20 protein-coding genes are annotated in these 25,835 nt (G+C 76.1%); 8 read left to right on the forward strand and 12 right to left on the reverse strand.

The features are described from left to right. The coding region (locus tag IE321_RS32905; protein WP_190225583.1) for an SDR family NAD(P)-dependent oxidoreductase at positions 1 to 2,461 on the forward strand (2,461 nt) is incomplete at its 5' end. Between the two features lie 280 nt (positions 2,462 to 2,741). Here the strand turns inward: IE321_RS32905 and IE321_RS32910 are convergent. Further along, positions 2,742 to 3,917, reverse strand: coding sequence for a nucleotide disphospho-sugar-binding domain-containing protein (locus IE321_RS32910; protein ID WP_043223718.1), 1,176 nt, complete (start codon positions 3,915 to 3,917; stop codon positions 2,742 to 2,744). Further along, the gene (locus IE321_RS32915) at positions 3,914 to 5,659 is read right to left on the reverse strand and encodes an FAD-dependent monooxygenase (protein ID WP_190225584.1); all 1,746 of its coding nucleotides are present in this window, start codon (positions 5,657 to 5,659) and stop codon (positions 3,914 to 3,916) included. Before IE321_RS32915 ends, IE321_RS32910 begins: the two co-directional genes overlap by 4 nt. A 298-nt stretch (positions 5,660 to 5,957) precedes the next feature. Here IE321_RS32915 and IE321_RS32920 point away from each other — a divergent pair, with 298 nt between their 5' ends. The 3 genes from IE321_RS32920 (at position 5,958) to IE321_RS32930 (ending at position 9,122) form a co-directional block, all read left to right on the forward strand. Then, positions 5,958 to 6,857, forward strand: coding sequence for a hypothetical protein (locus IE321_RS32920; RefSeq protein WP_043223716.1), 900 nt, complete (start codon positions 5,958 to 5,960; stop codon positions 6,855 to 6,857). Then, the gene (locus tag IE321_RS32925; protein ID WP_226651745.1) at positions 6,854 to 7,615 is read left to right on the forward strand and encodes an SDR family NAD(P)-dependent oxidoreductase; all 762 of its coding nucleotides are present in this window, start codon (positions 6,854 to 6,856) and stop codon (positions 7,613 to 7,615) included. Before IE321_RS32920 ends, IE321_RS32925 begins: the two co-directional genes overlap by 4 nt. Positions 7,616 to 7,679: 64 nt before the next feature. Next, entirely contained in the window at positions 7,680 to 9,122 is a 1,443-nt protein-coding gene (locus IE321_RS32930) for a sialidase family protein (protein ID WP_190225585.1), read from the forward strand. An 89-nt stretch (positions 9,123 to 9,211) separates the two neighbouring features. On the opposite strand, the gene IE321_RS32935 is transcribed toward IE321_RS32930, so the two are convergent. The 7 genes from IE321_RS32935 to IE321_RS32965 all read right to left on the reverse strand — a co-directional run bounded on the left by IE321_RS32935 (position 9,212) and on the right by IE321_RS32965 (position 15,485). Next, the gene (locus IE321_RS32935) at positions 9,212 to 9,484 is read right to left on the reverse strand and encodes a DUF6059 family protein (RefSeq protein WP_190225586.1); all 273 of its coding nucleotides are present in this window, start codon (positions 9,482 to 9,484) and stop codon (positions 9,212 to 9,214) included. A 94-nt stretch (positions 9,485 to 9,578) separates the two neighbouring features. Continuing rightward, positions 9,579 to 10,265, reverse strand: coding sequence for a 4'-phosphopantetheinyl transferase family protein (locus IE321_RS32940; protein ID WP_190225587.1), 687 nt, complete (start codon positions 10,263 to 10,265; stop codon positions 9,579 to 9,581). A gap of 11 nt (positions 10,266 to 10,276) precedes the next feature. Beyond that, positions 10,277 to 10,531 carry an acyl-CoA carboxylase subunit epsilon gene (locus IE321_RS32945; protein WP_190225588.1) on the reverse strand — a complete coding sequence of 85 codons (255 nt, stop codon included), beginning with the start codon at positions 10,529 to 10,531 and terminating at the stop codon, positions 10,277 to 10,279. Next, the gene (locus tag IE321_RS32950) at positions 10,528 to 12,132 is read right to left on the reverse strand and encodes an acyl-CoA carboxylase subunit beta (RefSeq protein ID WP_190225589.1); all 1,605 of its coding nucleotides are present in this window, start codon (positions 12,130 to 12,132) and stop codon (positions 10,528 to 10,530) included. The genes IE321_RS32945 and IE321_RS32950 overlap by 4 nt, the downstream gene beginning before the upstream one ends. A gap of 134 nt (positions 12,133 to 12,266) precedes the next feature. Then, the gene (locus IE321_RS32955) at positions 12,267 to 12,872 is read right to left on the reverse strand and encodes a response regulator transcription factor (protein ID WP_043223710.1); all 606 of its coding nucleotides are present in this window, start codon (positions 12,870 to 12,872) and stop codon (positions 12,267 to 12,269) included. A 133-nt stretch (positions 12,873 to 13,005) separates the two neighbouring features. Further along, positions 13,006 to 15,186 carry a TOMM precursor leader peptide-binding protein gene (locus tag IE321_RS32960; protein WP_190225590.1) on the reverse strand — a complete coding sequence of 727 codons (2,181 nt, stop codon included), beginning with the start codon at positions 15,184 to 15,186 and terminating at the stop codon, positions 13,006 to 13,008. A gap of 47 nt (positions 15,187 to 15,233) precedes the next feature. Continuing rightward, a complete protein-coding gene (locus IE321_RS32965; RefSeq protein WP_190225591.1) occupies positions 15,234 to 15,485 on the reverse strand; it encodes a hypothetical protein in 252 nt (83 codons plus the stop codon). 381 nt (positions 15,486 to 15,866) lie between these two features. Between IE321_RS32965 and IE321_RS32970 the strand changes: the two genes are divergently transcribed. Further along, positions 15,867 to 17,018 carry a sensor histidine kinase gene (locus tag IE321_RS32970; protein ID WP_190225592.1) on the forward strand — a complete coding sequence of 384 codons (1,152 nt, stop codon included), beginning with the start codon at positions 15,867 to 15,869 and terminating at the stop codon, positions 17,016 to 17,018. A 74-nt stretch (positions 17,019 to 17,092) separates the two neighbouring features. Continuing rightward, the gene (locus tag IE321_RS32975; protein WP_190225593.1) at positions 17,093 to 17,770 is read left to right on the forward strand and encodes an alpha/beta fold hydrolase; all 678 of its coding nucleotides are present in this window, start codon (positions 17,093 to 17,095) and stop codon (positions 17,768 to 17,770) included. A 242-nt stretch (positions 17,771 to 18,012) separates the two neighbouring features. Here IE321_RS32975 and IE321_RS32980 read toward each other — a convergent pair whose 3' ends face one another. After that, a complete protein-coding gene (locus tag IE321_RS32980) occupies positions 18,013 to 18,819 on the reverse strand; it encodes an AfsR/SARP family transcriptional regulator (RefSeq protein ID WP_043223706.1) in 807 nt (268 codons plus the stop codon). 403 nt (positions 18,820 to 19,222) lie between these two features. On the opposite strand from IE321_RS32980, the gene IE321_RS32985 reads away from it, so the two are divergent. After that, a complete protein-coding gene (locus IE321_RS32985; protein WP_190225594.1) occupies positions 19,223 to 21,169 on the forward strand; it encodes an AfsR/SARP family transcriptional regulator in 1,947 nt (648 codons plus the stop codon). Here IE321_RS32985 and IE321_RS32990 read toward each other — a convergent pair. After that, positions 21,159 to 22,430: a cytochrome P450 gene (locus IE321_RS32990; RefSeq protein WP_190225595.1), complete on the reverse strand. Its 1,272-nt coding sequence runs from the start codon at positions 22,428 to 22,430 to the stop codon at positions 21,159 to 21,161. The genes IE321_RS32985 and IE321_RS32990 overlap by 11 nt on opposite strands. A 176-nt stretch (positions 22,431 to 22,606) precedes the next feature. Here IE321_RS32990 and IE321_RS42930 point away from each other — a divergent pair, with 176 nt between their 5' ends. Next, the gene (locus tag IE321_RS42930; protein WP_190225596.1) at positions 22,607 to 24,379 is read left to right on the forward strand and encodes an FAD-dependent oxidoreductase; all 1,773 of its coding nucleotides are present in this window, start codon (positions 22,607 to 22,609) and stop codon (positions 24,377 to 24,379) included. Positions 24,380 to 24,703: 324 nt separating this feature from the next. Here IE321_RS42930 and IE321_RS33000 read toward each other — a convergent pair. After that, a partial coding sequence (locus IE321_RS33000) for an amino acid ABC transporter ATP-binding/permease protein (protein ID WP_190225597.1) occupies positions 24,704 to 25,835 on the reverse strand: 1,132 nt, incomplete at its 5' end.

Below are 25,835 nucleotides of genomic sequence, written 5' to 3' on the forward strand. Positions count from 1 at the left end.
CGGCACCGTGACCGGGTGCGCCGAGCCGGGCGGCGAGCCGCGCGAGCGGACCGTCGCCGCCCTCGCCCTCACCGCGGGCTGGCTGGAGTCCGCGCCGCTCTCCGGAGCCCGGCTGCTCGTCGTCACCCGGGGCGCCGTCACGGCCCGGCCCGGCGACCCGGCACCCGATCCCGGCCAGGCGGCTGTCTGGGGCGCGCTGCGCAGCGCCGCGACCGAACACCCCGGGCGCTTCGCCCTGCTGGACGCCGACCCGGTCCACGGCACCGACGACTCCGGCCTCGCGGCCGCGGCCGACGCCCCACAACTCGCCCTGCGCGACGGCGTGCCGCACGCCCCCCTGCTCGTCCCGGCGGCCGAGGCCGACGCCCTGGACACCCCGGACGGGCCGTGGAAGCTCGACGTCGCCGACGGCGGCGGCACGACCGACAGCCTCCGGGCCGTCGCCCATCCCGAGGCCGGACGGCCGCTGGGCAGGGGCGAGGTGAGGATCGCCGTACGGGCCGCCGGGCTCAACTTCCGGGACGTCTTCGTCACCCTCGGCGCGCTGCCGGGCGCCACCGGCGTCGGCATCGAGGTGGCCGGCACCGTGCTGGAGGCAGGTCCCGAGGCCGGGGGCCTCGCGCCCGGCGACCGGGTCGCCGCGCTGGTCCGCGACGCCGGATCGCTCGTCGTCGCCGACCACCGGCACGTGCTGCGCGTCCCCGACGACTGGACGTACGCCCAGGCCGCGACCGTCCCCGTCGTCTTCCTCACCGCCTACCACGCCCTGGTCGACCTGGCCGGCGTGCGCCCCGGCGAGCGGCTGCTCGTGCACGCCGCCGCCGGCGGGGTCGGCCTCGCCGCCCTCCAGCTCGCCCACCACCTCGGCGCCGAGGTGTACGCCACCGCGGGGCGCGGCAAGTGGCACGCGGTGCGCGCCGCGGGGGTGCCCGGGGAGCGGATCGCCGACTCCCGGACCCTCGCCTTCGAGGAGGAGTTCCGCTCCGCCACCGGCGGCGCGGGCGTCGACGTCGTCCTCAACTCCCTGACCGGCGACTTCCTGGACGCCTCGCTGCGGCTGCTGCCGCCGGGCGGCAGGTTCGTCGAGATGGGCAAGACGGAGATCCTGGACGCCGGCGACGTCGCCGCCCGGCACCCGGGCGTCGCCTACACCGCCTTCGACCTCCTGGAGGTCGACCCGGACCGGATCCGGGCGATGCTCGCCGACCTCGGCGACCTGTTCCGCACCGGGGCGCTGACCCCGCTGCCGGTCACCACCTGGCCCGTGACACGGGCCAGGGCGGCGCTGCGCCACCTCCAGCAGGCCCGCCACGTCGGCAAGCTGGCCCTGACGCTGCCCGCGCCGCTCGACCCGGACGGCACGGTGCTCGTCACCGGCGGCACCGGCACCCTGGGCGCCCTCTTCGCCCGGCACCTCGTCACCGCCCACGGCAGCCGTCACCTGCTGCTCGCCGGGCGCCGGGGGCCGGACGCGCCGGGCGCGGCGGAGCTCGTCGCGGAACTGGAGGCGCTCGGCGCCCGGGTGACCGTCGCGGCCTGCGACGTCGCCGACCGGGAGGCGGTGGCCGCGCTGCTCGCCGCCGTCCCCAAGGAGCACCCGCTCACCGCCGTCGTCCACGCGGCCGGCGTCCTCGACGACGGCGCCGCGCACGCCCTGACGCCCGATCAGGTCGCCCGGGTGTTCGCGCCCAAGGCGGACGCCGTCCGCCACCTCCACGAGCTGACCGGCGGCGCGGACCTGGCCGCCTTCGTCTCCTTCTCGTCGGTCGCCGGCACCCTCGGCACCGCCGGACAGGCCAACTACGCGGCGGCCAACGCCGTCCTCGACGCGGTCGCCGCCCGCCGCCGGTCCGTCGGCCTGCCCGCCACCTCGATCGCCTGGGGCCTGTGGGGCAGCGAGAGCGGCATGACCGGCCACCTCGGCGAGGCCGATCTCGCCCGGATGCGGCGGGCGGGCGTGGCGCCGCTCGGCGACGCCGAGGGGCTCGCGCTCTTCGACGCGGCGCTGGCCGACGGCACCGCGCTGCTGGTCGCCGCCGCCGGGGACCGGGTGGCCCTGCGCCGGCAGGCGGAACGCGGCACGCGGGCGCCGATGCTGGCCCGGCTCGCCCCGGCACCCGTCCAGCGCCGCCGGGCCGCCGCCGGGACCGGTTCCGGCGGCACGGAGGACGCCACCCCGCTGCCCGAGCGGCTGGCGGCCCTCGACGCGGACGCCGGCCGGGCGGTGGTCGCCGCGCTGGTCCGCACGGCCGCTGCGGCGGTCCTCGCCCACGACGCGGAGGCCGTCGACCCCGACCGCGAACTCCGCGAGCTGGGCCTGGACTCGCTGACCTGCGTCGAGCTCCGCAACCGGCTGACCGCCACGACCGGGCTGCGGCTCGCGGTGGCGGACATCTTCGGCCACTCGACGGTCGCCCGCCTGGCCCGCCACGTCCACGAGACGCTGACGGCGCGGGGATGACCTGACGGAACGCCCGACCCCGGTCCGACGGGCCGGGGCCGGGCGTTCGGCGCGTTCGGCGTGCGGGGGCCGGTCGCCCGTCGGGGGCCGCCGGTGGGCCGTTCGCCGGGGGGCCGGCCGCCGCGAGGTCCCCACGGCCTGAGTGCCGACCGTCCTGAGTGCCGACCGTCCTGAGGCCGACCGTTCAGGTGCGGCTCGTCCGCCCGCTGCGACCCTCCCACGAAGAAGCCCCGCCGCCCGGATCGCCGGGAGGGCGGGGCTTCTTCGTGGGGGAGGGGTGTCAGCCGGGGTGTGTCACCAGGCGCTCCAGGAGACCGGCGGTCTCGGCGGGGGACGGCAGCGCGCGGACCTCCTCGCGCAGCAGAGCGGCGGACCGGGCGAAGGCGGGCTCGGCCAGCAGCCGGCGGACGGCCTCCGCCACGCGGGCGCCGTCGTCCACCGCGGCCGTGTCCAGCCGGAGCCCGGCCCCGGAGGCGACGACCCCGCCCGCGTTCTCCTCGCCGTCCACCGTGGCGGGGAAGACGAGCTGCGGCACCCCGGCCGCCGACGCGGCGAGGGTGGTGCCGGCCCCGCCCTGGTGGACGACGGCCGCGCAGGACGGCAGCAGCAGGTGCAGCGGCATCGACTCGGCGACCCGCGTGCCGGGCGGCAGCCCCTCGGGGGCGCGGCCCGCCGGGACCGCGAGGACCAGTTCGGCGCCGAGGCCGGCCAGCGCCTCCGCGATCCGCACCACCGGCTCCGGGGCCCGCGCGGCCGACCGCGTGGACGTGCCCCAGGTGACGCAGACGCGCGGCCGCCGGGGCGGTACGCGCAGCCAGTCCGGCACCTCGCCGGCGCCGTTGTAGGGGACGTGGGCGGTCGGCAGGCGGCGTACGGCGGGGGCGGCGGGACCGCCGGAGAGCCGCAGCGACGGCGGACAGGGGTCCACCGTCGCCACGCCCAGCGGGTCCACGCCCGCCGGGTCCAGACCGTGCGCGGCCAGCAGCGGGGCGAGGAAGGGTCCCTCCTCGTCCCAGCGGCCGGCCGTGTAGTCGGTGCCCCACAACTGGCGCACCAGCGGCACCTTCAGCACCTCGGCCGTCACGAGCCCCGCGTAGGCGCGGGGCTCGTGCACGACCAGGTCCGGCCGCCAGTGCCGGGCGAAGTCGAGCAGGTCCGGGGTCATGGCCTCGCCCACGGCGGCGAACATGGTCATGGCCCGGGCCCGCCGCTCACGGGTGTGCGCGCCGGGATCGGCGTCCGTGCCGCCCAGGACGTCGAACCCGCGCCACAGGGCGCGGGTGTCGACGTCCTCGCCGCAGCTCACCCAGGGCAGGCCCGAGCCGAGCACCAGACCCGCCAGCGCGGGCGAGGAGGCGACGCGGACGCTGTGTCCGCGCGCCCGCAGCGCCCACGCCAGCGGCACCAGCGGAAAGTAGTGCGACGCCTTCGGGAAGGCGGCGAGCAGCACTCTCACCGGTCCAGCACCTCGCGGAGCACGCGCTCCACCTCCTCGGTCGCCTCCTGCGACGTCCCGGCCGGGCCCTCCGCGCGCCACGCGACGAAGCCGTCGGGGCGGACCAGGACGGCGCCGCCCGCGCCCACGCCGTGCGCCTCGGCCCACGAGCCCTCGCGGGTGACGACCTCGGCGCCGGTCTCCGCCGCCGCGCCGAGCCGCCGCGACCGGGCGGTGACGCCCAGCCGGGCCGCCGCCGTCTCCAGCGCGTCCGCCCAGCGGTCGCCGGCCAGGCCGGTGCCCACGAGGAGCGCGAAGCCGTCGCCGTACAGGTCGAGGGTGGAGCCCTCGGCGCCGTCGCGGTCGACCGGCAGGTGCGGGGCGCGGGTGCCGGGACGGCCGCCCAGCTCGCCCGGCGCCAGCGCCGGCGGCAGGTCCGGGTCGGCGCCGGGCACGGCCGTGGAGCGGTAGCAGTAGCCGAGCACCGTCGAGTAGTACTCGTACGGCTTGAAGTAGGCGGCGTCGCCCCCGCCCGCGGCGGCGTCACCGGCGGGCGCGCCCTCGGCCGCGGCCGGCCTGCCCGCGTCCGGGCCGGGCTTGCCGCCCTGGGCGCCGCCGGGCTTGCCGTCCGGCGCCTTGGTGCGCCGCTCCATCTGCAACAGCGCCTGGGCCACGGTGAGTTCGGCCACCGGACGGCGCTCCGCGTCATAGGTGTCGAGCAGTGCGGGACCGGCCTCCTTGTGGTGGACGGCGGCCAGCTTCCACGCCAGGTTGTGCGCGTCGGCCAGGCCGGTGCTCGCGCCGAAGGCCCCGGTCGGCGGCATCACGTGCGCCGCGTCGCCGACCAGCAGCACCCGGCCCTCGCGGAAGCGGTCCGCCACCCGCGCCGCCAGCTCGTACCCCAGCACCTTGGTGCCGTCGGAGAGCTGCGGGACGATCGCCACCTCCAGGTCGGGCACGCCGATCGCCTCGCGGACCAGTGCCACGCAGCGCTCGTCGTCGAAGTCGGCCAGCGTCTCGCCGTCCTCCGGGCGGTACGGCATGGAGAACACCCAGCGGCGCTCGCCGTCGTGCTGGAGCAGCACCGTGCCCGTCACCGGACGGTCCAGGTGGCAGACGCCCAGCTGCCGGCCGCGCAGCGGCTCGCTCAGGTCGGCCTCGAAGACCAGCGTCATCGTGGAGCCGATCAGGCCCCGGCCGTGCAGGCCGATGCCCAGCGCTTCGCGCACCGGGCTGCGGTTGCCGTCCGCCGCGATCAGGTGGCCGGCGCGCACCGTCTTCTCGGCGCCGCTCACGCGGTCCCGGACCAGCGCGGTGACGCCCTCCTCGTCCTGCTCGAAGGAGACCAGCTCGGTCGCGAAGCGGATGTCCGCGCCCAGCTCCTCGGCGCGCTCGCGCAGCACCGTCTCCAGCTTGTCCTGGTCGATCGGCGCCCACGGCTGGGGCGTGACCCGGCCGACCGTGCTCGGCGGGTCGAGCGGCGACCGGAACACCTCCATGCCGGCGAGGGTCTCGCCGCGGAAGAGCAGACCGCCGGGACGGCTGGAGTACGAGCGGTGCTCCTGCACCTTCGGGACCAGCCCGAACTGGTCGAACAGCTCGACGCTGCGCGGGTTGATGCTGCGGGCCCGCGGGTGGACCATCGTCCCCGCGTGTTTCTCGACCAGGACCACGGGCACGTCCCGCGCGGCCAGGAACACCGCGCTGGACAGGCCCGCCAGGCCACCACCGACTATCAGAACGGCGGGATTCTCGTCGTACATGACTTCCCCTCGGCCACGGGTTGACTGAACGCGTGGATGCTCGCACCCGCCCCTCGAAAACCACTGAACCCTGCCTCGGCCCAGGTGATCAGTGGTTCGGCGGGGCCGGCCGGGCGCCGGTCCAGCCGTGCTCGATCGGGCGTCGAGGCCGCGATGGCAGAAAAGGATCGGTCCCGCGCACCGCGGGCCCCGGCTCCGCGGCCCGCCGCGGCGACGCCGGACCGGCGAGCAGGAAAGCAGTCACCTCCCCATGTCCTCAGTCATCCGACGCACCGCGCGACGCCTGGGAGCGGTCGCCGTGGCCGCCGTTCTGCTCGGCGGCGCCACCAGCGCCCAGGCCGTCCCGGCCACCACCCACACCGCCGCGACCGGCACCACCGCCGTCTCCGGCACCGTCACCACGCCGGCCGTCCTCGACCTCGCCCTCACCCACACCGGTCTGACCCTGCCGGTCACCGGGCACCGGCCCGGCTGGCTCACCTTCCGGGCCACCACCGCCGACGCCTCCGGCCACTACCTCTCCATCCTCAAGCTCGCGCCGGGCGTCACCGTCAACGACGTGAACACCCTCATGGGGCAGGTCACCAGCGCCGATCCGGCCATTTCCGTCCCGGCCGTCCAGCGCCTCTACCGCGACGTGGAGTTCAACGGCGGCGTCTCCGTCCAGGCCGGCAAGCCCGTCTCGGTCAGCGTCAACCTGGAGCCCGGCACCTACCACGTCGTCGAGTCCTCCGCGAGCTGGACCTCGGGCCGTCCGCCCTACTACGCCCAGACCCTGGAGATCTCCGGCGACCGGCTCACCGTCCGCCCGCCCGCGCACGACGCCGTCCTGCTCGCCGCCACCCTGGGCGGCAAGCCCGCCTTCATCGCCCCCTCCGAGGTCGACCACGACCCCGCCTACCTGGTCGCCAACCTGACGGCCTCGCCGCAGGAGGCCATCTTCCGTCCGGTCGCCCCCGGCACCACCGACGCCGCCATCCAGGCCTACTACGACGCCGAGAAGGCCGGCGCCCCGCTGCCCTCGCCGTTCACCGGCCGGGCCGGCGGCATGCTGCCGATCTCGCCCGGCAAGATCGCCGTGGTCCGCTTCGAGAACAGCGCCCCCGGCGAGTACGCGGTCAGCTCCTTCACCCGTGACCCCCAGACCGCCGAGCGGAACGCCTACAACGGCATGCACCGCGTGATCGACCAGGGATGACGATGACCCAGACCGCCGAAACCACCCTGCCCGGACTGTCCCTGACGGGACGTCACGCCCTGGTCACCGGTGGCACCCGGGGCCTCGGGCGGGCCGTCGCCCTGGCCCTCGCCGGCCTCGGCGCGCACGTCACCGCCTGCTACCGCTCCGACGAGGAGGCCGCCGACGCGCTGCGCGCCGACCTCGCCGCCCTCCCCGGCGACCACCTGGTGCTGCGCGCCGACGTCACCACGGAGGACGGCGCCCGCGCCGTCGCCGACGCCTGCGCCGCCCGCTCGGCCACCCTGCACGTCCTGGTCAACACCGTGGGCACGATGGAGCGCGCGCCGCTGGCCGCGCCCGGCGACGCCGTGCTGCGCCGCGCCCTCGCCACCAACCTGGACGCCGCGTTCCTGGTCAGCCGCGAGGTGCGCCCCCTGCTCACCGACGGCTCCTCGGTCGTCAACGTCGGCAGCGGCGCCGCCCGCCGCGGACTGCCCGGCCACGCCGCGTACACCGCCAGCAAGGCGGGGCTCGCCGGACTGACCCGCTCGCTCGCCAAGGAGTGGGGCGGCGCGGGCATCCGCGTCAACCTCGTCGACCCCGGCATCCTCGGCGGCGCCGCGCTGCCGCCCGCCCAGGCCGACCACCTGCGCGGCCTCACCTCCCTCGGCCGGCTGGGCACGCCCGCCGAGGTGGCCGGGGTGATCACCTTCCTCGCCGGCGACCTGGCCGGCTACGTCACGGGCGCCACCCTCACCGCCGACGGCGGCATCTGATCCGCGGCGGTACGACGCCCGGTACCGCCCTCGCCCACCAGAACCCCAGAAGGAGTTCCGCACCATGAGAATCGTCCGAAGCTCGGCCGCCGGCGTCGTCGGCGCCCTGGCCGCCGCGGTCCTGCTGACCGCCGGACCCGCCGCCGCCGCGGGCACGAGCACCACCGTGCTGTCCGGTGCCACCCCGTTCGCCGACTGCCCGCCCGACTCCAGCCAGTACTCGGCCGGTTCGGAGACCGAGCCGTGGGTGGCCACCGACCCCACCGACCCGGACAACCTCGCCGTCGTCTGGCAGCAGGACCGGCACGCCTGGGGCAGCTCCCGCGGCATCATGCTCTCCACCAGCCACGACGGCGGCCGCCAGTGGAGCACCCGGCCGCTGCCCGGCTTCGCGCCCTGCACCGACGTGATCGGCCGGGTCACCAACCCGTACGCGTCCTTCGGCTCCGACGGCACGCTGTACGCCTCCGTCACGATGATCGGCACCCGCTCCTCGGTGTGGGTCACCAAGTCCGCCGACGCCGGCGACACCTGGTCCGCCCCGGTCGCGCTCGTCGACGACGACCGGACCGTCATCCACGACAAGCAGGCCACCACCGTCGACCCGCGCAACCCCGGCCGCGTCTACGCCGTCTGGAACCGCCGCACCCTCGCCGAGGACAAGCACGACCTGCTCCTCGCCACCAGCACCGACGGCGGCACCACCTGGGCCCCCGCCCGCTCGATCTACCGCCCGGCCACCACCGCGGGCACCGTCGGCTCCCAGGTGCTCGTACAGCGCGACGGCTCGCTGCTGATCGTCTTCTTCGAGAGCGACCACCCGATCGGCGGCGCCCCCACCCCGCCGCTGCCGGAGCAGATCAAGGCGATCCGCTCCACCGACGGCGGCGCCACCTGGTCCGCGCCCGTCGTCATCGCCGACCACAAGGTCAACGTGCCGGTCCTGCCGGGCACGACGAAGCAGCTCATCGCCCCCGGCATGGTCCCGGACGTCGCGCTCGACCCGGTCACCGGCACCGTCTACGCCGTCTGGGGCGACGCGAGCCTGGGCACCGGCGGCAGCGCCGTCGCCCTCTCCGCCTCCTACGACCGCGGCCGCACCTGGACCACGCCGCGCAAGGTCAACGGCACCCCGGACACCGCACTCGGCGGCACCGGCCAGGCCTTCCTGCCCCAGGTCGACGTGCACCCCAACGGCACCGTCGCGGTGAGCTACCAGGACTTCCGCGACGACACCGCGGACGTCACCTCCACCCTCACCAGCTCCTGGATCGCCACCTGCCGCTCCTGGTCGTGCGCCACGAGCCCCTCGGGCTGGAGCGAGCGCCGCCTCTCCGCCCCCGTCGCCGGCATCGAGGGCGTGAGCCCCTCCTTCGGCGGCCCGTTCATCGGCACCTACTCCGGCCTCGCCCACGACGACGACTCCTTCCTCGCCGTCCAGGTCGAGCCCACCGGCGTCCCGGCCGACCCGCAGAACGTCCGCTTCACCAAGGTGCCCCTCTGCTGATCCGGCACCGACGCGCGAGCGCCGGGCCCCCGCCCGCGGCCCCAGGGGCGCGGACGGGGGCCCGGCGCTCACGCGTGCCGGGCGGTCCGTTACCAGTGGGCGCCCAACTGCTGCCACAGCAGCCGCTCCTCGGCGCTCATCGGTACGTCGACGGCGAGCCGCTCCGGATGCCCGGTGCCCGGACCGGTGAGGGAGCGGACGGGACCGGCGGCCGCGGTCCGGGCACCGGCCGGGGCCCGGTCGTCCTCGGGAGGCTCGGGCACCCAGCCGGGTATGTGCACCCAGGCCGAGCCCGCGCACTGGAGCGCGTACCAGATCGAGCCGGCCAGCCGGCGCAGCGGACGGGGGACGTGGGTTGCCATGATCTGTCTCCTTGGACGGGCGCCGGTCCATCCGGCGCGGAACGGGGGAGGGGCGGCTGGGGCGCGGCGGACCGGACGCCCGCGCCGCGGTGCCTCAGGAGGCCGCGGTCCCGGGGGCGGTCAGCAGCGCGACGGCCGCCGCGTGCCCGGTGCCGGCGTCCAGGTCGAACAGCCGGAAGGCCGGGTCGGCCGCGGGGAAGGGGCCGGAGCCCACGTAGTCGGCGGCGGCCGAGCGGACCAGACCGGTGCCGAGCGCCTTGAGCAGCGCCTCCTTGCGGGTCCACACCCGCGCGAAGGCGGCGGGCCGCTCGGCGGGCGCCAGCGCGGCCAGTTCGGCGCGCTCCGCCGGGTGCAGCTTCGGCGCGACGTGCCCGACGACCTCGGCGCGCGGGATCCGCTCGACGTCCACGCCGACCGGCACCGGCGCGCAGACGATCACCGCCAGGGAACCGCCGTGCGAGAGGGAGAAGTGACGACGGCCGTCCCGCAGCACGGGACGGCCGTGCGGACCGCCGCACCCCGGACAGGGCGCCCGGTCCACCGCGACGCGCGCGGGCGGCGTACCGGTCACCGCCCCGAGCACCAGCCGCAGCGCCACATGGGCGGTGACGTACCGGTCCCGGTCGGCGGCGCGGACGAAACGGCCGGCGCGGGCGCGCTCGGCCGCGTCCAGCAGCTCCGGCGCCAGCAGCGCGGCGTACCCGCGCTGCGCCGGGACGTCCACCGTCCAGGCCCTGGTCCCCGGGGAGGGCTCCAGGGCCGGCGGTACGGTTCCGGGCACGGCCTCCAGGGTCAGCGGGGCGGCCCGGAGCACGGCCGCCCTCCGAAACCGTCGCCGGAGGCGCGCTGCCAGGAGGCGGCGTCCCGGACGCCGCCCTCCGTCCGCCACCGGGTGCCGCCGGGGGCGGTCGCCCCCGGCGCGGTCCCCTCGGCGTCCGCCGGCCGGTTCCGCGTCACCGCCAGCAGCACCGCCGTCACCGCCGCCAGCTCCTCGGGGCTCGCGGCGCCCCGCACCACGCGCAGCTCCTCGCCGCCGGGGCCGCTCACAGCGGCGGGTTCCCGTGCTTGCGGGCGGGCACGACCTGGTTCTTGCCGTCCAGCATGGTCAGCGCCCCGATCAGCGCGATCCGGGTGTCGGCGGGATCGATGACGTCGTCCACCAGACCCCGCTCGGCCGCGTAGTACGGGTGCATCAGCTCGGACTTGTACTCCTTGACCAGCGCTGCCCGGGTGGCCTCCGGGTCCTCCGAGGCGGCGATCTGCCGCCGGAAGACGACGTTGGCCGCGCCCTCCGCGCCCATCACCGCGATCTCGTTGGCGGGCCACGCCAGCGACAGGTCGCAGCCGACCGAGCGGGAGTCCATGACGATGTACGCGCCGCCGTACGCCTTGCGCAGGATCACCTGCACGCGGGGCACGGTCGCGTCGCAGTAGGCGTGCAGCAGCTTGGCGCCGTGCCGGATGATCCCGCCGTGCTCCTGCTCGACGCCGGGCAGGAACCCGGGCACGTCGACCAGGGTGACCAGCGGGATGCCGAACGCGTCGCAGAACTGCACGAAGCGGGCCGCCTTCTCCGAGGCGGAGATGTCCAGGACGCCCGCGAGGACGCTCGGCTGGTTCCCGATGACGCCGACCACCCGGCCGCCCATCCGGGTCAGCGCGCACAGCACGTTCCCCGCCCACGCCTCGTGCACCTCCAGGAACTCGCCGTCGTCGGCCAGCTCCGTCAGCACCGCGCGCATGTCGTAGCCGCGCTCCGGCTGGGCGGGCACCAGGTCGAGGAGCGCCTCGCAGCGCCGGTCGGCCGGGTCCTGCGGCGGGTAGGCCGGGGGCAGTTCGCGGTTGTTCGACGGCAGCATCGACAGCAGGTAGCGCACCTCGGCGAGGCAGGACTCCTCGTCGTCGTGGACGAAGGCCGCGACCCCGGACCGGGTCGAGTGCGTGCCCGCGCCGCCCAGTTCCTCCTGGGTGACCTGCTCGCCGGTGACCGAACGGATCACGTCGGGGCCGGTGATGAACATCTGGGAGGTGGAACGGACCATGAAGACGAAGTCGGTCAGCGCCGGCGCGTAGGCGGCGCCGCCCGCGCACGGGCCCATGATCACGCTGATCTGCGGGATCACCCCGGAGGCGCGCACCGCCCGGCGGAAGATGCCGCCGTAGCCGGCGAGCGCGCTGATGCCCTCCTGGATCCGGGCGCCCGCCCCGTCGTTGAGGCTGACCAGCGGGGCTCCCGCGGCCAGCGCCAGGTCCATCAGTTTGTGGATCTTCTGCGCGTGCGCCTCGCCGAGGGCACCGCCGAAGATGCGGAAGTCGTGGGCGTACGCGAACACCTTCCGCCCGTGCACCAGCCCCCAGCCGGTGACGACGCCGTCGGTCGGCGGTCGCCGGTCCTCCAGGCCGAACCCCTGCGCCCGGTGCCGCCGCAGCAGCTCGATCTCGGTGAACGTGCCCTCGTCGAAGAGGAGGTCCAGGCGCTCCCGGACGGTCAGTTTGCCCTTGCGGTGCTGGGTCTCGGTGGCCTGCGGACCGGGCCCCGCGGTGGCGTGCTCGCGGACGGCGGCCAGCTCGGCCGTCAGTTCCCGCAGCCCGGGTGCCTCCGCGGGCGCCGTGGCGCGCACGGGCCGGCCGGTATCGACGACGCTCATCCCTGGGTGCCCCTTCCCTCGTGTCGGTGCGCGCGCCCGCCCCGGTGGGGGCGGTGCGACGCGCGCCGACAAGGCAAGCCCGCGGGTCTGGAGCGGAGATGGGGGAGCGCTGGAGGGGGCCGCCGGCCGGGGTGCTACAGCCAGCCGGAGGCGGTGGCGATGCGGATGGCGTCCACGCGGTTGCGGGCGCCCAGCTTGTGGACGACCGTCGTCAGGTAGTTGCGGACGGTGCCGGTCGACAGGTGCAGGGTCGAGGCGATCTCGTCGACGTCGCAGCCGGTGGCGGCGATCCGCAGCACGTCCGTCTCGCGGGCGGTGAGCGGCGACTCGACCACGTCGAGGGCGGCGAGCGTGAGGTCCGGGTCGAAGGCCCGCTTCCCCGCGGCGACCGCCCGGATCGAGTCCGCCAGCTGGTCGGGGGAGCCGTCCTTGAGCAGGAAGCCGTGCACCCCCGCCGCGATGGCGCGGCGCAGATTGGTCGGCCGGCCCAGGCTGGTCAGGATCAGCACCCGGCTGGGGCAGCCGCGGCGGTGCAGCTCCTCGGCGATCGCGATGCCGTCCTGCCCCGGGAGCTCGATGTCGAGCACGGCCACGTCGGGTCTCAGCGCCATGATCCGGTCGGCGGCGCCGGCCCCCGTGTCGAGCTCGGCGATGACCTCGATGTCCTCCTCCAGCGAGATCAGCGCCACCAGCGCGCGGCGCAGCATGGACATGTCCTCGACGAGCAGAATGCGGATCATGAGTTGGCCCCCCCGAACCCCTTGCGAGCCGCCGACCTGGACGACTCCGTCACGATCCTTCGGACTGTAGTCGATGATGACCATGGTCGGCGGCGGGATACCGGACCGGCGGGACCTCCGCGGCGCCGCCCCGTCAGAGGAAGAGCGGCACCGGGTTCAGCTCCTCGTACGGCGTCGGGCGGCCCAGCCGGCCGAGTGCCACCGGGACGTCGAAGAGCCGCCCGGGCGCCAGCCGCGCCCAGAAGTGCCGCATGCCCGGGACCAGCACCTTCACCACCGGAAGCCCGATGTCCGGCCGGGTCTGGTCGAGGACCAGCAGCTCCATCCCCCGCGCGGCGACGGCCTCCTGGGCCGCCCGCACGTCGTCGAGGAGGTCGGCGCGCTCGGGCACCGGGAAGTCGGCGGCCGTGGCGACCGGGACGCCCTCGGCGGGGAGCAGGTAGGGGTGCTCGGCCACGGTCGCCCCGCGCCACCAGGACAGCAGCCGCTCGTCGGGGCAGCCGTAGCCCTCGCCGTCCGGGGTGACCCCGGCGACGGCGGGCAGCATCTGGTTCACCTCGGCCAGCGCCCGGCAGAGCGCCACCCGGGCGTCGAAGTGCGCGCCGAAGCCGAGCACCACGTCCTCGGCGGGCTTGTCGGTGCGGCGGGAGACGGCGGCGAAGACCGGGATGCCGAAGTCCGAGGTGACGTCCAGGACGTGGACCTCCCGGCGCAGTGAGGCGTGCAGCGCCTCGACGACGGCGGTCCACGGCTCGCCGAACGTCGCCGGGTCGACGGCGCGGTGCCGGGTGCGGTTGTACCACCACAGCGCCACCGCGTCGCGCTCCACCAGCTCCAGGAAGCCCTGGACGACGGCGTCCTCCAGGCTGGAGCCGGCCGCGTTGCCGTTGGAGTCCGCGCGGACGTGGCCGAGGCCCGGGAGGCGCGGGGCCTCGAAGTACAGCAGGGCGGTGGGCAGCAGCACCTGCCGGTTCCGGGTGAGCGACCAGACCGGTGTCCAGTCGACCGGCGCGGACGGGTCGAAGGGCACCACGCCCTGCCGGGGGTCGTACAGCGTGCACCGCTCCGGGTGGATCGCCCGGTCGGCGACCTCCGCCCAGGTCGCCCGTACGGTCGGCTCGTCGCCCTGGTACATGCCGCTGTGCCGCTCCAGCGCCTCGCACAGGGCGCCGGCGCGGGCGTCCCGCTCGGTCATGCCCTTGCCGCCGGACTCGCTGCGCAGGTGCCGCGCCGGGTCGGTGAGCGAGCGGGGGCCGAGGGCGTGGTTGTGCCCGGCCCGGAAGGCGTGCAGGCCGTCCGGGACGCGGTCGTCCCGCTCGATGCCCTTGACGACGCCGGTGACCGGCGAGACCAGGTGGCCGTAACGGCGCAGCACCTCGGCGGCGGGCACCGCCCGGTGTCCGGAGCCGGTCCGCTCGCCCTTGGGCCGGGAGCGGAGCACCACCGGTTCGCGCACCCGGTCGGCGACGAGGTCCGGGTTCCCGCAGCTCGGGCACTGCGGGCGGGCGCGCAGCGGGTGCAGGACCGACGACAGCGACAGCGTGTCGAAGGCGAGCACCCCGTCCTGGCCCGGATGCCGGTGCCCGGCCAGCCACTTGGCGCACTCCAGCGCCGCGAGGTGGTGGCCCAGGCCGAGGCTGGCCCCGGTCTCGGCGGCGGGGCGCGGGGCCGGCCGGCCGAGCGCGCGGCGCAGGTGCAGCTCGGGTCCGCGGTGGCCGGAGAGCCGGTGGGTGAGGCAGGTGTGGCAGGTCCGTCCGGGGGCGTGGACGGGGCCCACCCACACGGTGGTGCCGTGTGGCTTGACCGGCAGCCACGCGGCGCCGCGGGCCGTCAACTCGGCTGCGGTCGCGGCGAGTTCGGGGCTCAGGTAGTCCTCACACACCACCAGGGTGAGCGCGGCGGCGGCCGCCTCCTCCGGCGCCGCGAGCTCCAGTCCCGCGGCGACGCAGGCACGCTCGGCGGCACGGGCGTCGCCGCCCGCGGCGCGGACCGCGACCGGGCCGCAGGGGCCGGTGCCGGTGGTGCCGGCGAGCTCCCAGTAGGCCGCCTCGGCGCGGCCTCCGGCGGGGGCCGGGCCCTGGTGGAGCAGCCCCGAGCGGTGCAGGCTGCCGACCACCGTGGCCACGTCGTCGGGCGAACAGTGCGGGGCGGCGGCGGTGACCAGGCTGCGGAAGTCGGTCGGGCGGTCGAGCAGCGGGGCCACCACGGCGACCCGCGGGTCCTCGAAGGCGGTGATGGAGCGCTCGGAGAGGACGTAGGTGCCCTCACCGGGCACCACCTCGACTCTTACGTGCCGCTTGAGACCCAGTTGCATGTCCGCCTCCGCGGTTGGGGGTTGGTGGCCGTCCGGTGGGGGCGGGCTCAGCGGCCCGCCGCGGTCTCCGCCTCGGCGGCGATGCAGAGGGTGAGGGCGTGGTGGGCGGCCGGCCCGAGGACGTCGAAGTCCTCCCGCACGGCCTCCAGCGCCTCGCAGCGGGCGGCCACGGCGCTTCCCGGGGCCGGGGCGACGAGCTGCATGCTCAGCAGCCGCTCGGCGCGGCGCAGGTCGGCCTCGGTGAAGGCGGGGGCGGCGGAGACGGTGGGGAGGAGGGCCTGACGCATCGTGAACTCCACGTTCTGGAAGGTGGTGTGGGGGGCGGTGTCCAGAAGTAAACGTGGGGGCCGGGAGGCGGGACAAGTGAATGCTTCACGAGTGCGACCGTGAACTCCTCACCCCCTCGGGGCGTAGGACGAAACACGGGATAAGTCGCTCTGAGTGTCCGACAACTGACGTAGACATGGCTGACGGGCTACGATCCCCGGGATGCACGCACGCCGCGAGGTCCGGCGATGGTGCGAATGGGGGGTCGAGTGCCGCACTGGCATGTTTTCGGAGGTAAGAGACCTGTACGGGGGAGACGGTGGGCCGGGGGGAGTGGTGACGCGAAGGCGTCCGAACCCTTCGGATCCGGCCCGGATCTCTGTGCCGTGAGTGATAACTCACCCAGTCCGGGGATGGCCTCCCTGATCTCCTTCGTGGTGCTGATCGGCTACTCCCTCATGCAGACGGTCAACGTGCTGGAGGCGGCCACCGGCTTAGTGGAGCTGGTGTGCAGCGTCGCCGTCGTCCCCGTGGTCGCCGCCCTCCACTGGGTGCACTCCGCACCCGGACTCGCCGTGATCCGCGGCCGGATCCTCGTCTACACCCTCTCGCTCCAGGCCCTCATCACCTTCGTCCCGTTCGTCGTCTACGGCTGGCGCTGGGGCGGCATGGGCGGCTTCCTCGCCGCGTCCGTCCTCCACACCGTGCACGGGGTCCTCGGACGCGTCCTCTTCGCCCTGGTCGTCCTCGGGATCGTGGGGCTCTCCGCCGCCCAGCAGCTCGGCCCGGTCAACGTCGTCTACATGGGCGTCTCCACCCTGCTGACCGGCCTGGTCCTCTTCGCCCTGGCCCGGCTCGCCGCGCTGGCGACGGCCATCCACGGAACCCGCGAGGAGCTGGCCCGGATGGCGGTCGCCCGGGAGCGGCTCAGATTCGCCCGGGACCTCCACGACCTGCTGGGCTACAGCCTGTCCTCGATCGCGCTGAAGAACGAGCTGATCCAGCGGATCGTCCTGAAGAACCCCGAGCTCGCCCGGCGCGAGGTCGAGGAGGTCCTGGTCATCACCCGGCAGGCGCTCGCCGACGTCCGCGAGGTGGCCCGCGGCTACCGCGACCTGTCGCTCCTCGTCGAGGTCGAGTCCGCCTGCTCGGTGCTGCGCGCCGCCGGCATCAAGGTCACCAGCGACGTCTCCGTCACAGGGCTGCCCTCGGGCGCCAACACCCTGCTCGCCACGGTGCTGCGCGAGGGGCTGACCAACATCCTGCGCCACAGCCAGCCCGGCACCTGTGTGATCGCCACCCGCACCGACCAGGAGGCCGGCACCGTCGAACTGCGCCTGGTCAACGACGGCGCCGACGTGGAGGGCGTGGTCTCGCCGGGCCGCGCCTCGGCCGGCACCGGACTCGGCAACCTCACCGCCCGCGTCGGCGCGGTGGGCGGCCGGCTGAACATCCGGCGCGGCCCCGCGGACGTCTTCGAGCTCGTCGCCCGGGTGCCGCTCGCCACGGAGGCGTACGCCTCGGTCACCCGGCCCGCGGAGGCGCGGCAGCCGGTCGCGCTGTAGGCACCGGGCGGCCCGTCCTGACCGCGCGCGGAGGTCTCGACCAGGAGTCGAGCGGCGTTCGTCAGGCTGTCGCCATGAGCACCAGTGACGAGGGTGCGGTCCTGCCGGGATTCGTCCCGGGCCCTCCGGGCCGCCCGCTCGTGATCGTCGTCAACGGCAGCCCCGGCGGACACCGTGACGGGCCGCGCCTGCTGCGCCGGCTCGTCCGCCGCGGCTACCGGGTGGCCGTCGTCGTCCCCTCCGCCGCCGCCTGGCGTTCCGCGGCCGCCGGCACCTGGCTGCGCGGTCTGGCCGGCCCCGGGGGACCGGCCGTGGAGGCCCATCTGCTCGGCGTCGGGGCGGCCGGCGGCGTCGCGCTGCGGGCCGCCGCCCACGACCCCGCCTTCCGCACGGTCCATCTCCTCGGCACGCCGGTCGAGATGCCGCGGCTCGAACCGCGGCCCCGCTCCGGTGAGGCCGGGCCGCCGGCCTTCCCCACCGGGGAGACCGTCCCGCGCCGGCCGCCGTTCGCCCCGCCGCTCACCGCCGCCGAGCTGTACGAGATCGAGGCCGCGGTCCGCTACGCCTACGCACCGGACGACCCCCTCACCCCGCCGCGGGACGTGGCCCTGATGAAGCTCGCCGTGCGCCGCTGCGAACTCACCGCCCTGCCGGCCTGCGGGGGCTCGACGCCGTCCGGACCCGCGGTGCGGCGCTGGGCGTCGGCGGGGTTCCCGTGGTTCCCGGGCCGCCGGTTCCTGCCGGGAATCTGAGCCCCGCGCACCACGCCCCGCCCCTCACGCCCCACCGCCCACATCCCTTGTCCCACGCCCCGGGCTCCCGGATCCAGGAGCCCGGTTCCGCGGTCCACGCGCCGCCCGTCCCGCACACGACGAAGGACCCGGACGACCGCGGTGACCGGACGACCGCGGTGATCCGTGCGGCGCGCACGCGCCGGACAACCCGAAGAGCCGGGTGGCCAGGCCACCCGGCTCTTCGCGTCCGGTGGGGGAGTTCACGCCGCGGGGGCGGCCAACAGCGGGGCCAGGCCCCCCTCCAGTTCCCTGGAGCTGTCCAGGACCGCCCGCTGGAGCTCGCGCAGCCGGGGCGAGGGTTCCACGCCCAGCTCGTCCACCAGGACCCGGCGCAGCACCGCGAACGCCTCCAGCGCGCGCCACTGCTGGCCGGAGCGGTAGAGCGCCAGCATGTACTGGGCGCACAGCCGTTCGTGGAGCGGGTGGCGGGCGGTCAGGGCCGCGAGTTCGCCGAGGAGGGCCTGGTGCCGGCCGAGGGCCAGGTCCGACTCGATCCGGTCCTCCAGCACGCTGAGCCGGGACTGTTCGAGTCGGGTCACCTCGACGGAGAGCCGGGAGCCGATCGGCACGTCGGCGAGGGCCCGGCCCCGCCACAGCTCCAGCGCCCCGCTCAGCTCGCGGGCCGCCTGCGGCCAGTCGCCGACCTCCATCGCCAGCCTGCCGCGGGAGGAGCGCCGCTCGAAGGTGAGGGCGTCCACCGTCTCCGCCGGCACGTCCAGGAGGTAGCCGTTGTAGCGGGTGGCCAGCACCCGCTTGGCGGCCTCCGGGCCTCCGGACAGGGCGGCTCCGAGCAGCTTGCGCAGGTGGAGCACGTACGTCTGGAGCGTGGACTGGGCGCTGCGCGGCGGGTCGTCGCCCCACAGCTCCTCGATGAGGGCGGTGACCGGCACCAGCTGCCCGGGGTGGACGGCGAGCAGCCCGAACACCTGCCGCGGCTTGCCGGCGGTGGGAAGCAGGGAACTGCCTCCCTCCGTGGCCTCGAGTGCCCCCAGAAGCCTGACGTCCATTCCGGTCTCCTCCCCGTGATCACGAACCTGACACTCCAAGACTCGCCGAGCGGGGGGCCGGACGACAGTGCGCAGGACACCGGCCTCATGTGAATCGGCACCGCGGGACCATGAGGAATTCACGGGTGTCCCGGTCCGCCCCCTTCTCCGCCTCTTTTCGGCGTCTTCTCCGCATCGGAACTGCTGTGCGCCGGCCGGGCCGGCAGTGGCGCATCGAGGCCGGATCGAGGACGGATCAGGGGAAGACCGGGAAGAGAGCGGGAGGACAGTGGGAGGAGAGTGGAAATCCAGATCCGCTCGACCGGCCGTCTACCGAACCCCTTTAGCCTCACCGAACGAGAATTCGATCGGTGATGATTCGGAAGGGGGAGCAGTGGAAATCAAGGTTCTGGGTCCTTTTCAGGTGCTTCAGAGGAGCGCGATCGCCACACCGACGGCGCCCAAGCTCCGCACCGTCATGGCGCTGCTCGCGATGAACGCGGGATCGGTCGTCGGCACGCACCAGCTGGTGGAGGAGCTATGGGGGGAGAACCCGCCGCCCAGCTCCACCACGACCCTCCAGACCTACATCTACCAGCTCCGCAAGACACTCGGACTCGGGGGCTCCGGCACCCCGGCCCACCTGCCCGGCGATCCCGCGGCGGCCGGCCGGGACCCCGTCCTGCACACGATGATGAACGGCTACCTCCTGGGGCTCCCGGAGAAATCCCTGGATTCCCAGGAATTCGTCGCCAGGGCCCGCAGGGGCCGGGCCGAAATGGCGGCCGGAGAATTGGAGAAGGCCGCCGTCACCTTCCGTTCGGCCCTCGCGCTGTGGTCCGGCGCGGCCATGACCGGCGTCACCGCGGGCCCCATTCTCCAGGCCGAGGAGGTCCGCCTCGAAGAACTGCGCAAGACCGTACTGGAACAGCGCATCGACATCGATCTCCGGCTCGGCAGACACCGCGAGGTGATCGGCGAACTCATCGCCATCGTCGCCCAGCAGCCGATTCACGAGGGATTCCACGCCAAACTGATGCTGGCCCTCTACCAGGCCGGCCGGCGCTCCGAGGCGCTGCTCGCCTACCAGGGTGCCCGCACCGCCCTCGCGCGCGAACTCGGCCTGGAGCCCTCGGCGGAACTCCGCCGCCTCCAGCAGAAGATGATCGCGGGCGAACCCGTCATCGAGAACCCCGCCCGCACCTCCGCCTTCCCCGCCTCCCGCACCGACCCGGTGACCCGGCTGCCTCCGGGCCTGCCCCGGCTGGTCGGCCGCGAGGCCGAACTGGACCAGGTCGGCGCGGCGGTGGCCGACCGGCTCGCCTCCGCGCCCGCCGTGCTGGTCCTCGGCCCGCCCGGCAGCGGCAAGTCCGCCTTCCTCACCTACACCGCCCACCGGCTGCGCTCCGCCTACCCCGACGGGGACCTGTACGCCCGGCTGCTCGGCCCCGACGGCACCCCCGTGCCCCCGGAGACGGTCCTCAACGACTTCCTCGGCGCGATCGGCGTCCGCCCGGAGCGGATCCCGGCCACCCTGGAGGAGCGGGCCCGGATGTTCCGGAGCTGGGCCGACGGCCGCAAGGTCCTCATCGTCCTGGACGACGCCACCGACACCGCCCAGCTGCGGCCGCTGCTCACGGCGGGCCCCGGCAGCGCCGTCCTGGTCGCCTCGCGGCGGCGGCTCGTCGACCCGGGCCTCACCGCCACCGTCGAACTGCCCCCGCTCTCCCCGGACGCCGCCCGCCGGATGCTCGCCGACGCCTGCGGCGACCACCGGCTGGCCGCCGACGCGGACGCCACCGAGGGCCTGCTCGACCTCTGCGCCCGGCTGCCGGTCGCGCTCCGCGTCGTCGCGGACCGGGGGCGGCTGCGGCCGCACTGGCCGATGGGCCGGCTGCTGCGCTCGTACCGCACCGTCCCCGACCGGGAGGCGGGCCCCGAAGGCCCCGCCCTCGCCGAACTGGGGCTGCTGGGCAGCGTCGACCTGACCCGGCGGCTGCTCGGCGCGGAGGAGCGGCGGGCGCTGCACCGGCTCGCGGCGGCGGCGGACGCCACCGTCACCCCCGAGGACGCGGCCGGCATCCTCGGCGTCGTGCCGGGGGACGCCGAGTCGCTCCTGGAGCACCTCGTCGAGCACTATCTGATGCACCCGGACCCCGACCCGGTCCCCGGGCAGCCGTCCGGCTCCGGCGCCGGGACGGACGACCGCTACCGCTACCGCTTCTCCCCGGCGGTCCGCGCCGCCCTCGCCGTCCTCGCGGACCCGGCCGGGCACCCCGGCCCCGCGGCGCGCGGCCACGGGACCGGTCCGTCGGTCCCCGCGCCCCGGAACGCGGCCCGGGCCGACGCCCCGGTGCTCGTCACCAGGTGACGGGCAGGGCCAGCGGCCCCCGGATCATCTTGCGCTCCTCCCAGCGGATCCGCTCCGGCGGCTCCGCCGGGAGGAGCCCGGGGAAACGGGACAGCAACGCCTCGAAGGCGGCGGTGAGTTCGAGCCGGGCCAGATTGGCGCCCAGGCAGTAGTGCACCCCGTGCCCGAAGGCCAGGTGGGGATTGTGCTCCCGCTCCAGGTCCAGGACGTCCGGATCCTCGAAGACCCGCGGGTCGTGGTTGGCGGCGGTCGTCGCCGGCTGCACCGCCGTCCCCGCCGGGACCGTGCCGCCGGGCAGCTCGACGTCCTCCACCGTCACCCGCAGCGTGCCGCCGCCCACCGAGATCGCGGTGTACCGCAGCAGTTCCTCCACCGCCCGCGGCGACAGCCCGCCCGCGGCCCGCACCGCCGCCCACTGCTCCGGGTGCGTGAAGAGCGCCACCGCGGCGTTCGCGATCAGGGCGGCCGTCGTCTCGTAGCCGGCGACCAGCAGCGTCGTCCCGAAGGTCACGATCTCCGCGTCCGACAGCGCCGTCGCGCTCCGGTCGGCCGCCAGCACGCCCAGCACGTCGTCCGTGGGCTCCGCCCGGCGCCGTGCCACGACCTCGCCGAGCAGCTCCTTCAGCCCCGCCACCGCCCGCAGCATCTCCTCCGGCGTGTGCCCGTCGACGCTCAGATACGCCTCCGTCATCGCCCGGAACGCCGGCAGATCGGGCACCGAGACGCCCAGCAGACCGCCGATCACCCCGAGCGAGAACGGCCGGGTGAACCCCGCGACCAGGTCCGCCGGCCGGCCGGCCCGCGCGAGCCCCGCCGCCTGCCGGTCCGCCTCCGCGCGCACCACCGGCGCGAGCGCCGTCACCCACCGGTGGGTGAAGGCCCGCGCCACCGCCGAGCGCAGCCGCGCGTGCTCCGCGCCGTCGAGCGTCGTCAGCGAGGTCGCGTCGAGAGGGATGCGGCGGGCCCGGGGCGCGCCCGCGCGGGCCGCCGCCGCCCGGCTGAACCGCTCGTCGGCGAGGAGCGCCCGGTTGTCCGCGTACCCGGTGACGAGCACCGCGTCGCTGCCGGTCGGCAGCCGTACGGGGCACAGGGGCCGCTCCTCGCGCAGCGCGGCGAACCCGGGGGAGGGCCGCCACGGCGTGGTGTTGGGCAGCGGGAAGCGCGGCGGCTCCCCGGCGCCGTCGACGGCGCGGTCGGGGCGTCCGGGCTCCTCGGGGCGCTCGGCGCGGCCGCGGTGATCGGGCACGGTGGTCTGGGGCACGGGCGTCCTCCTGGGCCTCGTCCTGGCGCGGGTCGTCCGCGACGCCGCCCAGCGTCACGAGCCGCGCTCGACACCGGCTGGGGCCCCGGTGGTGCGGACGGGACAACTCCCGCCCCCGGTGCCTACGTTCACCGAGGGGGCCGACCCGGGCCCCTCTCGGCCGAGGGAGAGACCACATGGCACAGGCGACACCGGGGACCACCCCGCACGACAGCAGCGCCCCGGGGACGCCGGGCCTGCCGGAGGGGACCGAGCGGACCGACGTGCTGATCGTCGGCGGCGGGCTCGTCGGCCTGGCCACCGCCGTCTTCCTGGCCCGCCAGGGCGTCCGGGCGGTGCTGGCCGAGCGGCACGACACGCTGGCGGTCCACCCCCGGGCCCGCGGCGTCAACCCGCGCAGCATGGAACTGCTCCGCGGCGTCGGCCTGGAGGAGGCCGTGCGCGACACCGTCTCCGCCCGCGCGCTCGCCGACAACGCCGGAGTCATCGCCGTGGAGAGCCTGGCCGGCCGCCACCTGGGCGAGCTGCGGCAGTCGTACCACCAGGACAGCGGCGCCGACTACAGCGTCCTCAGCCCCTCCCCGTGGAGCCTCTGCCACCAGGACGAGCTGGAGCCGCTGCTCCACGACAAGGCCGTCGAACTCGGCGCGGACCTCCGCTTCGGCCGCGAGGTCGCCTCCTTCACCCAGGACGCGGACGGCGTCACGGCGGTCCTGAGGGACCGCGGCGCCGCCGAGGGCGACACGTCCGCCGAACGCGTCGTCCGGGCCCGCTACATGATCGCCGCCGACGGCGCGGGCAGCCGCGTGCGGAGCGCGCTCGGCATCCCCACCCACGGACCGGGCACCATGGCCCGCTTCGTCAACATCCGCTTCGACGCCGACCTGCGCGAGGTGCTGGGGGACCGGCGGTTCATCATCTGCTACACCACCGCCGCCGGCGCCCGCTGCGCCCTGCTCCCGATCGACAACGCCAGTCGCTGGCTGCTGCACGTCATCGACGACCGGGAAGCCGGCTCGCCGCCGCTGTCCGAGGAGCGCTGCGTCGAACTCGTCCGCGCCGCCGCCGGTCTGCCCGACCTCGACGTCACCGTCCACGACGCCCTGCCCTGGGACGCGGCCGGGCTCCTCGCCGGACGCTTCCGGCAGGACCGGGTGTTCCTCGTCGGCGACGCGGCCCACCTGATGCCGCCCAGCGGGGCCTTCGGCTCCAACACCGGCCTCGCCGACGCCCACAACCTCGCCTGGAAGCTGGCCGCCGTGCTGCGCGGCGAGGCCGGCGAGGCCCTGCTCGACAGCTACGACGCCGAACGGCGCCCGGTGGCCCGCGCCACCGTCGAACAGGCCGTGCTGCGCTCGAAGGACCGCCCCCGTCTGGTCGGCCAGGGCACCGCCGAGCCCGACCCGAGGCTCCGTCCGGACCCCGCCGTGATGTTCCACTACCGCTACGCCTCGGGCGCCGTCGTCGCGCCCGCGCCGACGGAGGGCACGGACGGGGCCCCGGACCTGTGGGAGGCCGACCCCCGGGCGGTGCCCGGCACCCGCGCGCCCCACGTCGAGCTGGAGCTGGACGGCGAGAAGCTGTCCACCGTCGACCTCTTCGGCGACGGCTTCGTGCTGCTGGCCGCGCCCGGCGCGGACTGGACGGCCCCGGCCGGTGCCCTCGCCGGGGCCACCGGCGCCGCCGTGCGCGCCCTCACGGTCACCGACGCCGTCCCCGCCGCCCCCGGCGAGGCCCGGTCCGTCTCCGCCTCCTGGAGCGAGCGCTACGCGGCCGCCCCCGGGCAGGCCGTGCTGGTCCGCCCCGACGGCTTCGTCGCCTGGCGTTCGGACCTCCCGGCGGAGGCCCCCACCCCCGAGGACACCGCCACCCGGTCCGCCCGCCTCACCGCGGCGCTCCTCCGCGTCCTCGCCCGCGAGGACGCGGAGGCGGCGGAGCGGGCGGCCTAGCGGCACGTCCCGGACGGCCGGGGGAGCGGAGCGCGTACGACGCCGGCGGGTGGCGGGAGCGGAGGCCGTACGACGCCGGGGAGAGGCGGGAGAGGAGCCCGTCCGGCGTCGGCGGGTGGCGGGAGCGGGGAGCGCGTACGGCGTCGGCGGGGCCCTTCTCGCGCCGCGTCCAGCGGTTCTGGACGGGGCCTGGAGGGGGCGGGCCCATCGTGGAGGTGTGCGGGCCCCGAGTCCCGCCGGGGCGGCGCGCCATCCCCCGCCGCGCCGCCCCGCCCCACTCGATCACCCCGCCCACCCCCCCCACGGGCGTCGCCGCCGGCCGGGTCAGTCCCGGCCGGCGACGACCTCCGGGAGGCCGCCGGCGAGGAGTTCGCACTCCCAGGCGTCCCGGTAGTAGCCGGGGCGGGCGACCAGCTCGTCGTGGGTGCCGTGCTGGGTGACGCGGCCCTCCTCCAGGACCACGATCTCGTCCGCCGCCGCGAGCCCGCTCAGCCGGTGGGTCACCCACACCGTCGTACGGTCCCCGGCCGGGCGCGCCAGCAGCCGGGCGGTGACGCCGTCCGCCGTCTCCGGGTCCAGCGCCTCGGTCGGCTCGTCGAGCAGCAGGACCGCCGGGTCCCGCAGCACCGCGCGGGCCAGCGCGACCCGCTGGAGCTGGCCGCCGGAGACCGAACCGCCGTCCTCCCGCAGCACGGTGTCCCAGCCGGTGCGGCCGGCCCACTCCGTCAGCCCCGCGACCGCCAGCGCCTCCGCCAGCTCCGCGTCGCCCGCGTCCGGCCGCGCCAGCGCCAGGTTGTCGCGGAGCGAGGCGTGGAAGACGTACGGCTCCGTGACCAGACCCGTCATCACCCGGCGCGCCGCCTCCCCCTCCGGCCCGGCGCCGGCGCGCAGGGCCCGCCCGTCCGCGCCGGTCAGGACCACCCCGCCGCGCTCCGCGGTCACGAGTCCCGCCAGTGCGCCCAGCAGTGTGCTCTTCCCGGAGCCGCTCGGTCCGACGACCGCGATCCGGCGGCCGGGCCGCAGCACCAGACCGACCCCGTCGAGCGCCGGCGCGGCGCCCGGCCGGTACCGCACGGTCAGGTCCTCGACCCGCACCGTGCACGGGCCCGCGGGCGACGCCCCGGGCACGGCCGGCAGACCGCCGGACGAGGAGTCCGCGGAGTCCGGGGTCGCCCCGGCCGTCCCGCGCAGCCTGCGCAGCGCCGCCCGGGCCGTCACCCAGTCCTCCGCGGCGCGGGGAAGGGGCAGGACCGGCTCGAAGCCCACCAGCGTCGCCAGGGCGAGCACCGCCGTGGTGACCTGGCCGGCGTCGTGCCGCCGGGCCAGCAGGACCACCGCGAGCACCGTCAGCCCCTGGACGAGCACGGCCTGCGCGGCGGCCGCCGCCTGCGGCCGGGCCCGGCGGCGTTCCAGCGCCGTGAGGCGTTCCGCGGCCCCGGCCGCCGCCGCCCAGTCC

Origin of the sequence: Streptomyces hydrogenans (assembly GCF_014656075.1) — a bacterium.
Taxonomy (GTDB): Bacteria; Actinomycetota; Actinomycetes; order Streptomycetales; family Streptomycetaceae; genus Streptomyces; species Streptomyces hydrogenans.

Bases quoted from the DNA above. Each gene is read 5' to 3' on its own strand.
- IE321_RS32915 (WP_190225584.1), bottom strand. From the start codon at position 5,659: ATGTACGACGAGAATCCCGCCGTTCTGATAGTCGGTGGTGGCCTGGCG.
- IE321_RS32925 (WP_226651745.1), top strand. From the start codon at position 6,854: ATGACGATGACCCAGACCGCCGAAACCACCCTGCCCGGACTGTCCCTG.
- IE321_RS32930 (WP_190225585.1), top strand. From the start codon at position 7,680: ATGAGAATCGTCCGAAGCTCGGCCGCCGGCGTCGTCGGCGCCCTGGCC.
- IE321_RS32935 (WP_190225586.1), bottom strand. From the start codon at position 9,484: ATGGCAACCCACGTCCCCCGTCCGCTGCGCCGGCTGGCCGGCTCGATC.
- IE321_RS32950 (WP_190225589.1), bottom strand. From the start codon at position 12,132: ATGAGCGTCGTCGATACCGGCCGGCCCGTGCGCGCCACGGCGCCCGCG.
- IE321_RS32955 (WP_043223710.1), bottom strand. From the start codon at position 12,872: ATGATCCGCATTCTGCTCGTCGAGGACATGTCCATGCTGCGCCGCGCG.
- IE321_RS32960 (WP_190225590.1), bottom strand. From the start codon at position 15,186: ATGCAACTGGGTCTCAAGCGGCACGTAAGAGTCGAGGTGGTGCCCGGT.
- IE321_RS32970 (WP_190225592.1), top strand. From the start codon at position 15,867: ATGGCCTCCCTGATCTCCTTCGTGGTGCTGATCGGCTACTCCCTCATG.
- IE321_RS32975 (WP_190225593.1), top strand. From the start codon at position 17,093: ATGAGCACCAGTGACGAGGGTGCGGTCCTGCCGGGATTCGTCCCGGGC.
- IE321_RS32980 (WP_043223706.1), bottom strand. From the start codon at position 18,819: ATGGACGTCAGGCTTCTGGGGGCACTCGAGGCCACGGAGGGAGGCAGT.
- IE321_RS42930 (WP_190225596.1), top strand. From the start codon at position 22,607: ATGGCACAGGCGACACCGGGGACCACCCCGCACGACAGCAGCGCCCCG.